The organism is Lutimaribacter degradans (assembly GCF_023703375.1).
Taxonomy (GTDB): Bacteria; Pseudomonadota; Alphaproteobacteria; order Rhodobacterales; family Rhodobacteraceae; genus Lutimaribacter; species Lutimaribacter degradans.
This window is the reverse complement of record NZ_JAMQGO010000001.1, coordinates 431,439-444,422: the sequence shown is the minus strand read 5'-3', so window position 1 is coordinate 444,422 and position 12,984 is coordinate 431,439. Positions and strand designations below refer to the sequence as shown.

The window sequence follows — 12,984 nt, the reverse complement described above, 5'->3', positions numbered from 1 at the left end:
ACCAAGTATGAGGATATCGAGATGACAGACACCCACCCCCCTGTCCGCCTGCCGCGCAGCCGACGCGTGGTTTTGCCACTGGTCGCCACCGCCCTGCTGGCCGGCTGCCAGTCACCGCTGGATTTCGACCTGCGCGGTAATTTCGGCAATGCGCCATCAACGGCCGAAGCCGCGCGACAGGCCACCGCCAGCCGGCCCGCCCCTGATGATCGTGGCGTGATCTCGTATCCCGGCTACCAGGTCGCCATCGCTGAACGCGGTGACACCGTGCAGGACGTGGCGTTGCGCGTCGGCACCGACGGCGCGGCGCTGGCGCGCTATAACGGGCTGCGGCTTGACGACAAGCTGCGCGAGGGCGAGGTGATCGCCCTGCCCAACCGCGTGGCCGAACCCTCGACCGCCACGGGCGCCCCCGCCGGAGTCGATATCACCACGCTGGCCGGCAACGCCATTGATCGGGCCGGACCCGACGAACGCGCGCCGGTCCAGGCCGCGGGCAAGGACGGTGTCGAACCGGTTCGCCACCAGGTCAAGCGCGGGGAAACCGCCTATACCATCGCGCGGCTTTACAACGTGACCGTTCGCTCGCTGGCAGAGTGGAACGGGCTGGGCCGTGATTTCTCGGTGCGCGAGGGGCAGTATCTGCTGATCCCCGTGGCACAATCGCAAAGCGACGACACCGCCAGCGAACCTGTTGCAGCCGCCGCACCGGCCACAACCACCACCACGCTGGACACGGCCGCGCCCGGCACCGGCAGCCCCACGCCGACACCGCCCTCGGCCTCGAAACCGCTGCCAGACGACAACGAAGCCGCATCCGAGCCCGTCACCGCCGCGACTCCCGACCTGGGCGGCGCGGACGCCGCCACGAGCAATTCCGGCGCGCGCATGGGCTACCCGGTGCAGGGCAAGATCATCCGCGATTACGCCCAGGGCCGGAACGAGGGCATCGACATCCAGGCCGCCTCGGGCAGCGCCGTCAAGGCAGCGGCGGACGGCACGGTGGCCGCCATCACCTCGGATGCCAACGAGGTGCCCATCGTGGTGGTCAAGCACCCCGACAACCTGCTGACCGTCTACGCCAACGTGTCCAACATCCGCGTCAAGAAGGGCGACAGTGTCAGCCGCGGGCAAACCATCGCACAACTGCGTGACGGCAATGCCAACTACGTGCATTTCGAGGTGCGCGACGGCTTTGACAGCGTCGACCCCAACCCGTACCTGAACTGACTCGCGCCCGCGTAACACGGCCCCGCGCGGGGCCGTGCCACCTGCGTGTCACGTCAGGCCGCAGAGCGCCGGCCAGCAACATTCATCTGGCTTCAACAACCGTGAGGAAAGCCGGACACCGTCCGGGGTTGGCAAGCGTGTCGCGTCAGACGCGCACGCCCTTGCGACCGGCCAGGTCGGTAAAGAACTGCCACGCCACCCGGCCCGAGCGGCCACCGCGCGTGGCCTGCCACTCGATGGCCTCGGCGCGTAGCGTTTCATCGTCGATCTCGACCCCATGCGCATCGCAATAGCCGCGGATCATCGCCAGGTATTCATCCTGGTCGCAGGGATGGAAGCCCAGCCACAGCCCGAACCGATCCGACAAAGACACTTTCTCCTCGACCGACTCGGACGGGTTGATCGCGCTTGAGCGTTCATTCTCGATCATGTCTCGGGGCATCAGGTGGCGGCGGTTCGACGTGGCATAGAAGATCACGTTGTCCGGCCGTCCTTCGATCCCGCCATCCAGCACGGCCTTGAGGCTTTTGTAATGCTGGTCGTCATGGGAAAACGACAGGTCGTCGCAGAACAGCACGAACCTGTGCCGAGGCGCGGCACGCAGGATCGACAGCAATCGGCCCACGGTGGGCAGATCCTCGCGCTGCAACTCGACGATCTTGAGCGCCAACCCCTCGGCCAGCACGGCCGCATGGGCCGCCTTGACCAGGCTGGATTTGCCCATGCCCCGTGCGCCCCACAAAAGCGCGTTGTTGGCCGGCAGACCCTGGGCAAACTGGCGCGTGTTGGCAAGCAGCGTATCCCGCGACCGCCCGATCCCCACCAGCAGGTCGATATCCACCCGGTTGACGTCTGGCACCGGCACAAGCCGGTCAGGCGAAACGTGCCAGACAAAGGCATCGGCCCTGTCGAAATCGGGGGCCTCCATGGGCGCGGGCGCAATGCGTTCCAGCGCCTCGGCGATGCGGGTCAGTTCAGTGCTCTCCATCAGTCGCGGTTCACCGTTCCAGGATCGTCATCACCTTCGTCGAACTCGCGCATCAGCGGATCGTCGAACTCTTCTTCGTCATCCTCGAACCACAGCCCCTCTTCTTGCAGCTTTTCCTTGCGCTTTCGTTCAACCCGGCGCACGAGGAAAATCGAGACTTCGTAAAGGCCATAGACGACGACGAAAAGGATCACCTGTGTGATCACGTCGGGGGGCGTCACCAGCGCGGCCAACACCAGGATGCCGACCACGGCGTATTTGCGCACCTGTTTCAGGCCCTCCGAGCTGACCAGCCCGGCCTTGCCCATCAAAGTCAGCAAAACCGGCAGCTGGAAACACAAGCCGAAGGCGACGATGAACTTGATTGTCAGGTTCAGGTATTCCTGGGCCGAACCCTGGAAGACCACCGAAAGGCCCTGTTGCACCTCTTCGCCGACCACGGCCTCGCCTTCCTGGCCGAATTGCTGGAAGCCCAGGAAAAAGTCGTAGGCCAACGGCGTGACCACGTAGAACGCGAAAGACGCGCCCAGAAAGAACATGAAGGGCGACGCCACGAGGAAGGGCAAGAACGCGCCCTTTTCCGTCTTGTAAAGCCCCGGCGCCACGAACCGCCACATCTGGTTGGCGATATAGGGAAAGGCCAGGATGAACCCGCCGAGAAACGAGATCTTGATGGCGACAAAGAAACCTTCCTGCGGGCTGATGAAAATCAGGTCGCAATCCTGGCCGCGGCTGGCCAGCACCTCGCACAGGGGCGCTGTCAGGAAGTTGAAGATCGGCGTGGCAACGGTGAAACAGATGATCATGCCCACCAGAAAGGCCACGACCGAGTGGATCAGCCGGTTGCGCAACTCGGCCAGGTGCTCGATCAACGGGGCCGAGCTGTCTTCAATCTCGTCAGTGTCGCTCATGCGCTGTCCTTGGGGGTGGTGTCGGCCTTGGACGTATCCGCCGTTTCACCATCGGTTTTCAGGGCGGATTCGGCGGCGTCGGCCTTGGCCTTCGCCTCTTCCGCCTCGCGCTGCATCCGCTCGGCGGCCTTCCGGGCGGCGGCGGCCTCGATCTTTTTCTTGGCTTCCTGGCGCTCGGCCGATAGCCGGCCAGTGGCGCTGTCCGGGTCAATGTCGGTCAGCGACTTGGCCGCATCCTTGACACCGTCCATCGCGGTGCCAACCGGGTTGGTGGCGCTGCGGATGGTCTTTGTCACGTCACGCATTCCGCTTTCGTCGGCCGCATCTTCCATCGCGCGGCTGAATTCGCGCGCCATACCCTTGGCCTTGCCCACGAAGCGCCCGACCGACTTGAACAGGCCCGGCAGGTCTTTCGGACCCACGACAATCAGGGCCACGATGCCAATCAGCAGCAGCTCGGTCCAGCCAAGGTCCAGCATGGGTTACGCCTTGTCCTTGTCGCTCTCGGAGGTCACGTCCTTGGCGGAGTCGACCGTCTCTTCGTCGGTTTCCTCAAGCTCCTTGGTGCCTTCGGCGACGCCTTTCTTGAACGAGGTGATCCCCTTGCCGACCTCACCCATCAGCGAGCTGATCTTGCCACGGCCGAACAGCACCAGCACGACGACGGCAATCAGTAGAAGGCCGGGAAGGCCGATATTGTTGAGCATCTCATCTCTCCCTTGGTCCGGGCCACCCTGCTGCGACCCTGCAAAAATCATTTCCCGTATCTAATGGTGATAACGCGCACATGGAAGAACCAAAGCGCCGCAGCGGCGGGAAATTGAACATCCAGGCCCAAGTTATGGCCCGGCACCGGCCCAAGCCCCCCCTGCCGGCCCGGATTTGGCCCCGCGCATGGGGCGATTCGGCTGGTTCAATCGGTGGCGGGAAACACGAAACAGCGGTCACGCCGGATCATCAGCCACAGTGGCTTGCCCGGCGCCGGCAGGAACACGTTTGGAACCGTCGCCTTCAGGATGGAGCCGTCGTAATCCATGCGGATCTCGACCAGGCTTTCCGCGCCCATGAACCGTGCGCGCACCACCTCACCGCGCGCGGCGACCCCGTCCTGCGCGGTCGGGCTGGGCCCGCGACCGCCCCGGTCAAGGTCAAGCTTGATGTGCTGGGGTCGGATCACGATGTCCACCTCGGCGCCGTCAGGCACCCCCGGGGCCAGGAACTGGCCAAAGGGCGTTTCGGTCAGGGCACCGCGAACTGTTCCTCGTATAACATTGATATCGCTGAAAAATGCGACTGACTGCTTGTCGGCGGGCGCATTGTAGACGTTATAGGGCGCACCCTGTTGCACGATCCTGCCATCGCGCATCAGCGCGATCTCGTCGGCCATGCGCATCGCCTCTTCGGGTTCATGCGTGACCAGCAGAACGGCGGCATCCTCGGCCTTGAGCACGTCAAGCGTTTCGTCACGGATGTCGTCGCGTAAGCGATTGTCGAGCCCCGAGAACGGCTCGTCCATCAGCATGATCCGCGGTCGCGGCGCCAGCGCGCGGGACAGCGCAACGCGCTGCTGTTCGCCGCCCGACAGGCTGTAGGGGTATTCGTCGATGAACCGCAAAAGCCCGACCTTGCCCAGCAGTTCTTCGACGCGGGCGCGCTTGGCCTCGGCGGCGCCTTTCAGGCCGAATCCAACATTCTCACCAACGGTCAGATGCGGAAACAACGCGAAATCCTGGAACATCAGCCCGATATGGCGACGCTCGGGCGGAACGCGGAAAACGGTGTCGCAGATCAGGTTGCCATCAACATGAATCTCGCCCGCATCCTGCATCTCGACACCCGCGATCATGCGCAGCGTCGTGGATTTACCGCAACCCGAAGGGCCCAGCAGGCAGGTCACCTGTCCCGGCATCACCTTGAGCGACACGTTATCGACAACCAACTGCCCGCCGAAAGAGCGGCTCAGGTTGCGGATTTCCAGGCGCGGCACCGGCGGCGCCTTCCGCGCGCTGTCATGTCCTGGCCTTGGCGCGTCATGTTTCATGGGGGCGGCTTTGCTGATGAATTCTGTCGGGAATGACTAGCAACTTCGCCGACCATGGGCAAGCCCACCGCATGTGCGGCAGGTCGCCGGGGCATGGGCCCCGGCCCTGCCTGCCGATCAGATCGTCGCGTTGGTGGCACCGCCATCCAGCAGCACGTTCTGCCCGATCATGAAACCCGCATGTTGCGAACACAGGAACGCGCAGGCCGCGCCGAATTCCCCGGGCGTGCCGTAGCGGCGTGCGGGAATCGTGGCCTCGCGCTGCGCGCGGGCCTCGTCCATGGTGATGCCCTGTTTCTCGGCCACGCCACTGTCCAGTGACACGGCGCGGTCAGTGGCATGGATGCCGGGCAGAAGGTTGTTGATCGCCACGCCCCTTTCGGCCACTTGCCGCGCGGTGCCGGCGACATAGCCCGTCAGACCGGCACGGGCCGAATTCGACAGGCCCAGCACGGCGATGGGTGCCTTGACCGATTGCGAGGTGATGTTGACCACCCGCCCCCAGCCCCGGTCCATCATGCCGGGCACCAATGCCTTCATCAGCGCGATCGGCGTCAGCATGTTGGCGTCCAGCGCCTTGATGAAATCTTCGCGTTCCCAATCGGTCCACATGCCCGGCGGCGGGCCACCCGCGTTGGTCACCAGGATGTCGACCTGGCCCGCGGCCTCCAGCACGCGGGCCCGGCCCTCGTCGCTGGTGATATCTGCGGCCACGGCCGTCACCTCGACCCCATGTGCCTCGCGGATGGCCTGCGCGGCCTCTTGCAGCGGGCCATCGCTGCGCGCGTTCATCACCAGGTGCACGCCCTCGGCTGCCAGCGCCTCGGCGCAGCCCCGGCCCAGACCCTTGCTGCTTGCGCAGACCAATGCGCGCTTTCCCTTGATGCCCATATCCATATGTGTTGCTCCTTCCCTGATCGCATGATGAACAGCTAGCCCAGCGTTGGCCGGGCTGCAATGCCCGCAAATCTCCCTTGCGTTGACCGGCCCTTGCCACAATCCTAACCTAGCACAAATGAACACTGACAATTTTCAGCACGGGAAACAGAACCGCAAATGAGCCTTGCCGAGCAGAATGCAACATTTTCGCTGCCAGTCTTCCGATCGGCAGACCTGATGGTTGTGAGCGGGGCAAACACGGGCGACGCGCTTTCTTTTGCCGAAGAGCTGGAACACAGCGATGTCTACAACCTGTCGAAAGGCGCACGGATGACCCGGCTCAGCGTGCAGCCCCGGCACGACGAGACGCTTGTGATCGCAAGCGATACCGGCGCAGGCCATCCCGGTGCGCTTCTGCATCTCGACAGTTGCCTGACGTTGATGTCCCCCGATGGCCAGACCACCGAAGTGTTGCTTCTGGTCGAGGTCGATGACGAGGGCGGCGTGGTCGAGATCTACGCCCTGCCGCTGGCCGCGCTGCATTTCAAGACCGACTATTCGCTGGTCACCATCGACCGCGACAGCACCCGCGCCAAGCTGGCCGAACTGGCCTGCGTGTTCTTCACCCGCGGCACGCATATCACCATGGCCAACGGCGCGCAGAAACCGATAGAGGATCTGAAGGTGGGTGACCGGGTGCTGACGCGCGATGACGGGCCACAGGAAATTCGCTGGATCGGCCAGAATACCGTGCGCGCCGTGGGCGAATATGCCCCCATCGTGATCACGGCCGGCACGCTGCACAACGAACATGACCTGGTCGTCAGCCCCGAACACCGGCTGTTCATCTACCAGCGGTCCGATGCGCTGGGGGCCGGCCGGTCGGAATTGCTGGTACGCGCGCGCCACTTGGTCAACGGCCACAGCGTCTATCGTCAGGATGGCGGTTTCGTCGATTATTTCCAACTGCTGTTCGACAGCCACCAGATCATCTATGCCGAGGGCATCGCCGCCGAAACCCTGCTGATCGACCCGCGCACGCGGCCTGCGCTGCCGGCGGAACTGGCCGAAAAGCTGTCGGCGACGCTCAGCGTCCATGCGCAGAAACCGCACCTGGCCTACGAGGTGAAAGAGTCATTGCTTGACCGGCCCGACGCGGCCGAGATCTTGCGCCGCGCCTCGACGCGGTAGCGCGCCCTACCCGCCCGATTTCACCGTCGACAACAGCAGGCTGGTTTCGCTGGTCGCCACCCCGTCGAACCGCCGGATGGCGTTCAGCACGCCGTCAAGCTGCGCCAGGGTTTCCGTGCCCAGTTCCACGATCAAATCCCAGCGTCCGTTGGTGGCATGCACCGCCTGAACCTGCGGCAGCCCGGCCAGTTGCCGCTTGATCCGGTCGGCGCCGCGCCCCTCGATCCCCAGCATCATCAAGCCGCGCACCGGGTCGCGCGCCACGTCACCTTTCAACAAAACGGTAAACCCGACGATCTCGCCCGATTGGCGCAGCTTGTCGATCCGCGCACGCACGGTGGCCCGCGACACGCCCAAAAGCGCCGAAAGCGATGACAGGGGCGCGCGCGCATCCTGGCGCAACGCCCGGATCAGCGCATGATCAAGATCATCCATATCGAAACATTTATCTCTCTTTTTGGCATATTACTGACCATTATGCGCAAAATGCAGGCTTCATTCCATCACGAAATGGCGCAATACAGGGCACATCGCAACAAGAATGGCCGCTCAATGACTGCTGAAACCTGTATTCTCGTCGGCGCACCGATGGATTGCGGCAAACGCACCCATGGATGCCTGATGGGGCCCGATGCCTTTCGAACCGCCGGCTTGACCGATGCCTTGCAGGCGCTGGGGCACAAGGTTCTGGATATCGGCAACCTCGCGCCTGCGGCCCATGCGCCCGACGCGCCAGACACACATATTTTCCGGGCAAACGCCTGTATCGGCTGGACCGCAAAGCTGTTGGAAACGGCGCAATGGGCCATGTCGAAGGGCACGCCGATCTTTCTGGGCGGTGATCACGCGCTGTCGCTGGGCTCGGTCGCGGGGGTGGCGGCCCATGCCGCGCAGGCCGGGCGCCCGCAATTCGTGCTTTGGCTGGATGCGCATGCCGATTTTCACACGCCCCGAACCACGCAAAGCGGCAACCTGCACGGCACGCCGCTGGCCTATGTGACCGGGCAAACGGGGTTTGACGGCTTTCCGGCGGTGCCTGCGCCGGTGCCGCCGGAAAACATCTGCATCCTAGGGCTACGCTCGGTCGATGGCGCCGAAAAACAGGCGCTGCAAAAGGCACGAATTTCCCGACACGACATGCGCGAAATCGACGAAACCGGTATCGCACGGCCGCTCAAGGCGTTTCTCGATCGTGTCGCCGCGGCCGGTGGCGCGTTGCACGTGTCGTTGGATGTCGATTTTCTCGACCCAGCGGTGGCGCCCGCCGTGGGCACCACCGTGCCCGGCGGCGCCACCGTGCGCGAGGGTCATCTTGTTTGCGAGATGCTGCATGACAGCGGGCTTGTTACCTCGATCGACCTGGTCGAACTGAACCCGTTCCTGGACGAGCGCGGCCGCACCGCGCAGTTGATGGTCGACCTCTGCGCCAGCGCCATGGGCCGCCGCGTGTTCGACCGCCCTACCCGCGCCTATGCCTGAAGGAGCACACACCATGACCCAGCCATCAGACAAGGCGCTGGTGCCTTTCGTCTCGGTCGACAACATGATGCGGCTGATCCACCATGTCGGGATCGAACCCATGCTGCGCGATCTGGCCGCCTATATCGAAGAGGATTTCCGCCGCTGGCCCGAGTTCGACAAGACGGCGCGCGTGGCAAGCCATTCCGAGGTGGGCGTGATCGAGCTGATGCCCGCATCCGATGGCACGTCCTACGGTTTCAAATATGTCAACGGCCACCCCAAGAACACCAGCGAGGGGCTGCAGACGGTGACGGCGTTCGGCCTCTTGGCGGACATGTATACCGGATACCCGGTTCTGCTTACGGAAATGACGTTGTTGACCGCGCTGCGCACGGCGGCGATGTCGGCGCTGGCCGCAAAACACCTTGCCCCGGCTCAAGCCCGCGTCATGGCGATGATCGGCAACGGCGCACAGGCCGAATTCCAATGCCTGGCCTTTCGCGCCCTTTGCGGAATCGAGGAAGTGCGGCTTTACGATATCGACCCCGCCGCCACGGCAAAATGCGTGCGTAACCTGGCACGGTCCGGCCTGCGCGTGGTGCCCTGTGACAGCCCCGAACAAGCCACGCTTGGTGCACAGATCATAACCACCTGCACTGCCGACAAGCAATATGCCACGATCCTGACCGACAACATGGTTGGCGCTGGCGTGCATATCAACGCGATCGGCGGCGACTGCCCCGGCAAGACCGAACTTGCCCCCGCGATCCTTCACCGCGCGGATATTTTTGTAGAATATTCCGAACAAACGAGAGTCGAGGGCGAGATCCAGCAACTGCCATCCGACCATCCCGTGACCGAGCTTTGGCAGGTCATCGCCGGGCAGGCCACGGGACGACGCGAGGCCGTGCAGATCACGCTGTTTGACAGCGTGGGTTTTGCCATCGAGGATTTCAGCGCCCTGCGCTACATCCGCGACCGTATCAAGGGCACCGACCTGTTCGAGCCGCTCGACATGCTGGCCGACCCCGACGACCCGCGCGACCTGTTCGGAATGGTTCAGCGGGCGGCGGGCTGACGGGTGGGCGACATGCCCACCCGTCAGCCTGCTGTTTATCCTGCCGCCAGCGAAGGCAACCACAAGACGATGGCCGGAAAGGCCACCAGCAGCGCGATGGTAATCCCGTCGGCGATGAAAAACGGCGTGACGCCCTTGAACACGTCCTGCACGCTCAAATCGTCGCGCACGCCGGCCACCACGAAACAGTTCAGGCCGATGGGCGGCGTGATCAGACAGAACTCGGCCATTTTCACCACCAGGATGCCGAACCAGACCGCGCACATCGGGCCGGACATTCCGAATGTGCTGTCGGCGGCGCTCACGAACTCGCCCCCGTTCAGCGCCATGACCGCAGGGTAGACCACCGGCAGGGTCAATAGCAGCATCCCTATGGCATCCATGAACATGCCCAGCACGGCGTAGGCCAGCAGGATGCAAACCAGGATCAGCATCGGCGACACGGTAAGCGAGGTGATCCAGTCGGCAAAAGCATCCGGCAACTGCGCAAAGCCCAGAAAGCGCACGTAGATCAGCACGCCCCAGATGATGGTAAAGATCATCACGGTCAGCTTTGCGGTTTCGATCACGGCTGATTTCAGCTCGGTCCAGCGCATACCGCGCCCCAACGCCATAAGGAACACGATGAAGGCACCCAGCGCGCCGCCCTCGGTCGGTGTGCCCCAGGCATCTTCGCCAAAGGGGTTGTAGACGAAGAATATGATGATCACGACGACCAGCAAGATTGGCATCGCCGCTGGCAGCGATGCGAACCTCTGCCCCCAGGTAAATCCGCGTACGGGCGGACCCACCGACTTGAACACCACCGCGATGGTCACGATCAGCGTGGCGTAGACAAGCGCCGAGAACACACCAGGCACGAAACCTGCCAGCAACAGCTTGCCCACATCCTGTTCAACGATGATCGCGTAGATCACCAGGATAGCCGATGGCGGAATAAGGCTGGCCAGCGTGCCCCCAGCAGCCACCACGCCGGCGGCGAATTGCTTGTTGTAGCCGATCTTGAGCATCTCAGGGATGGCAATGCGGGCAAAGACCGCTGCCGTTGCGACCGATGCGCCCGACACGGCGGCAAACCCGGCCGTGGCAAAGACGGTCGATACGGCCAGCCCGCCAGGCAACCAGGCGATCCAGCGTTTCGCCGCCTCGAACAACGCACGGGTCAACCCCGCGTAATAGGCAAGGTACCCGATCAGGATGAAAGTCGGGATCAGGCTCAGCTCATGGCTGGCCACCTTGGAGTGCGGCACCTGGCCGGCCGTCTTCGCCGCCACGGTGATCGCCCAGCCCATTTGTTCGGGGTCGAAACCACGCTTTGACCAGAAGATCAGGAAAAGACCCACAAGCCCCGCGAGAGCGGCAGCAAAGGCCACGCGCATACCAAAGATCACGAGCAGCAACAGCCCGCCCGACACCCAAAGGCCGATTTCGATGGGTTCCATGGGTTATCCCTTCCTGTCCAGGGCTTCGGCCTCGGCTGCGGCTTGCGCCGCGGCGTCCAGCACCAACGGCACGGCAACGGGGTTTTCGAGCCCCAGGACCAACGCACGGCCATATCCCACGGCCTGGATGCACAGCCGAAGGCTGATGATGAAGAACGCGAGCGGCACCAACAACTTGGACGGCCAGATCGGCAGGCCGATGTCGATGGTGCTGTCACGGCTCCACAACGGGGCGTTGAAATCGAAACTGCGAATGAAATGCGCCCAACTGCCCCACAGCAGCATGATCATCAGCGCAAGGATCAGAAGAACCGAAAACAGTTCGAAAAACCACAAGGCCCGGCCCCGCAGAAAGCCCACGACCAGGTCCATGCGGATATGGGTGCCGTCGCGCTGCGCAAAGGACACCGCGAGAATCGCGATCAGGGGCATCAATTGCATGATCCAGTCGACATAGCCCGACAAGGGCGCGTTGAAGAGAACGCGCCCCCCGACCGAGCGCACGGCAAGAAACATCAATGCCAGCACACCAAGGCCGGCGATCAGCGCGAAAAACCGTTCAAGTTTCAAAAGCCCTACGTCAAGACGGCTCAGCAGGCTGCCGTCTTCCAATACGGGCGATGCCCCTGCCATGCGTGGCCTCCCATGTTCCGAAGTGTCGGAAAACACCGAAAAACCGCGCCCGGGGAATTCCTGGGCGCGGTCAGACTTTCAAATGGCATCAATTGGATGCGCGGTGCTCTTCAAGCGTTTTGAAAACCAGGTCATACAGCTCTTGCGCGGGCATACCCTGGGCCGACATGTCAGCGATCCACTTGTCATGGATTGGCTGACCGGCCACTTCGCGGAACTTCGCCAGCTCCTCGTCCGAGATCATGACCTTTTCAACGTCCTTTTCGGCCAGTACGTCATCCCAGCGCTGCAGCAGCTTTGCGTAGTTTTCCAGGTAATAATCGATCGACTCGGGCACTGATTCGTCCAGCACCTTGCGGTGCTCATCGCTGAGCGCTTCGTAGGCGTCGATATTCACCACGATCGGGCAGTTCACCGTGCCGGGGTTCAGGTTCGCGGTCCACCAGTCGGCCTTGTTGATCGTGCCAAAGGAAAGATGCGCGTGCTGGGCAAAGGCCACCGTGTCGACAACACCGGAATCCATCGCCTGGTATGCCTCGGAGCTGGTTACGCTGGTCGGAACGGCACCCACGGCGCGAAATGCCTCGCCCAGGCCGCCGGTGGCGCGCACGCGCATGCCTTCGAAATCGGAGAGCTCGTCACGCGGTTCGCCGGTGCCCACGATGTTGTATTGCGGCATCGGGCTGGTCATCAGCATCTTGGCGTTCCACTGGGCCATTTCCTCGGCGACTGCCGGGTGCTCATAGACCGCGTGGCTGACAGCCACCTCTTCGTCCAGGTTGCTGACCCCGATGAAGGGCAATTCCAGCACCGTGATCGCGCGGTTCTTGTCGGGGTGGTAGCCTGCGCAGAACTGCGCGACCTCGAACGCCCCGATGCTGATGCCGTCAAGGTTGTCCGTGTTCTTGGACAAGCCACCATAGCTGACATTCATGGTGAATTCACCGTTTGTCTTTTCCGACACCAGTTCGGCCAGCTTTTCCACATGCTCGGTAAAGGCGCGTCGCTTGCCCCAGACCGAAACGTTCCATTCCGTTGCCATCGCCTCGGTGGCAAAAGCGGTGGCAAGGGCCGCAACGGCGACCCGCGAAAACATCTTGTTCATTATCTCACTCCCTGATTTGCGGTTC

General features: G+C 63.2%; 14 protein-coding genes. 4 read left to right on the top strand and 10 right to left on the bottom strand.

Annotated features, from left to right (window positions below):
* The first annotated feature begins 21 nt into the window (after positions 1-21).
* Positions 22-1,230 (top strand): peptidoglycan DD-metalloendopeptidase family protein, encoded by a 1,209-nt coding sequence (locus M8744_RS02175; RefSeq protein WP_251408704.1) that lies wholly within the window; start codon positions 22-24, stop codon positions 1,228-1,230.
* A gap of 145 nt (positions 1,231-1,375) precedes the next feature.
* Here M8744_RS02175 and M8744_RS02170 read toward each other — a convergent pair whose 3' ends face one another.
* The 6 genes from M8744_RS02170 to M8744_RS02145 all read right to left on the bottom strand — a co-directional run bounded on the left by M8744_RS02170 (position 1,376) and on the right by M8744_RS02145 (position 6,067).
* Entirely contained in the window at positions 1,376-2,218 is an 843-nt protein-coding gene (locus M8744_RS02170) for an ATP-binding protein (RefSeq protein ID WP_251408701.1), read from the bottom strand.
* Complete coding sequence (gene tatC, locus M8744_RS02165; protein ID WP_251408699.1) at positions 2,218-3,129, bottom strand: twin-arginine translocase subunit TatC; 912 nt, start codon at positions 3,127-3,129, stop codon at positions 2,218-2,220. Before tatC ends, M8744_RS02170 begins: the two co-directional genes overlap by 1 nt.
* The gene (tatB, locus tag M8744_RS02160; protein ID WP_251408696.1) at positions 3,126-3,608 is read right to left on the bottom strand and encodes a Sec-independent protein translocase protein TatB; all 483 of its coding nucleotides are present in this window, start codon (positions 3,606-3,608) and stop codon (positions 3,126-3,128) included. The genes tatC and tatB overlap by 4 nt, the downstream gene beginning before the upstream one ends.
* 3 nt (positions 3,609-3,611) lie before the next feature.
* A complete protein-coding gene (locus M8744_RS02155) occupies positions 3,612-3,836 on the bottom strand; it encodes a twin-arginine translocase TatA/TatE family subunit (protein ID WP_251408694.1) in 225 nt (74 codons plus the stop codon).
* A 206-nt stretch (positions 3,837-4,042) separates the two neighbouring features.
* The gene (locus M8744_RS02150) at positions 4,043-5,170 is read right to left on the bottom strand and encodes an ABC transporter ATP-binding protein (protein WP_251408691.1); all 1,128 of its coding nucleotides are present in this window, start codon (positions 5,168-5,170) and stop codon (positions 4,043-4,045) included.
* A 117-nt stretch (positions 5,171-5,287) separates the two neighbouring features.
* Complete coding sequence (locus M8744_RS02145) at positions 5,288-6,067, bottom strand: SDR family oxidoreductase (RefSeq protein ID WP_251408689.1); 780 nt, start codon at positions 6,065-6,067, stop codon at positions 5,288-5,290.
* Positions 6,068-6,226: 159 nt separating this feature from the next.
* Between M8744_RS02145 and M8744_RS02140 the strand changes: the two genes are divergently transcribed.
* A complete protein-coding gene (locus tag M8744_RS02140) occupies positions 6,227-7,240 on the top strand; it encodes a Hint domain-containing protein (protein WP_251408684.1) in 1,014 nt (337 codons plus the stop codon).
* 6 nt (positions 7,241-7,246) lie between these two features.
* Here M8744_RS02140 and M8744_RS02135 read toward each other — a convergent pair whose 3' ends face one another.
* A complete protein-coding gene (locus M8744_RS02135; RefSeq protein WP_251408681.1) occupies positions 7,247-7,675 on the bottom strand; it encodes an Lrp/AsnC family transcriptional regulator in 429 nt (142 codons plus the stop codon).
* 117 nt (positions 7,676-7,792) lie between these two features.
* On the opposite strand from M8744_RS02135, the gene rocF reads away from it, so the two are divergent.
* Positions 7,793-8,719 carry an arginase gene (gene rocF, locus M8744_RS02130; protein ID WP_251408678.1) on the top strand — a complete coding sequence of 309 codons (927 nt, stop codon included), beginning with the start codon at positions 7,793-7,795 and terminating at the stop codon, positions 8,717-8,719.
* Positions 8,720-8,732: 13 nt separating this feature from the next.
* Positions 8,733-9,779, top strand: coding sequence for an ornithine cyclodeaminase (gene ocd, locus M8744_RS02125; protein WP_251408675.1), 1,047 nt, complete (start codon positions 8,733-8,735; stop codon positions 9,777-9,779).
* A 35-nt stretch (positions 9,780-9,814) separates the two neighbouring features.
* Here ocd and M8744_RS02120 read toward each other — a convergent pair whose 3' ends face one another.
* The 3 genes from M8744_RS02120 to M8744_RS02110 all read right to left on the bottom strand — a co-directional run bounded on the left by M8744_RS02120 (position 9,815) and on the right by M8744_RS02110 (position 12,959).
* Positions 9,815-11,221, bottom strand: coding sequence for a TRAP transporter large permease (locus M8744_RS02120; protein WP_251408672.1), 1,407 nt, complete (start codon positions 11,219-11,221; stop codon positions 9,815-9,817).
* 3 nt (positions 11,222-11,224) lie between these two features.
* Complete coding sequence (locus M8744_RS02115; RefSeq protein WP_251408669.1) at positions 11,225-11,854, bottom strand: TRAP transporter small permease subunit; 630 nt, start codon at positions 11,852-11,854, stop codon at positions 11,225-11,227.
* Positions 11,855-11,942: 88 nt separating this feature from the next.
* Positions 11,943-12,959, bottom strand: a complete 1,017-nt coding sequence (locus M8744_RS02110; RefSeq protein WP_251408666.1) for a C4-dicarboxylate TRAP transporter substrate-binding protein — start codon at positions 12,957-12,959, stop codon at positions 11,943-11,945.
* Between the last annotated feature and the right edge of the window lie 25 nt (positions 12,960-12,984).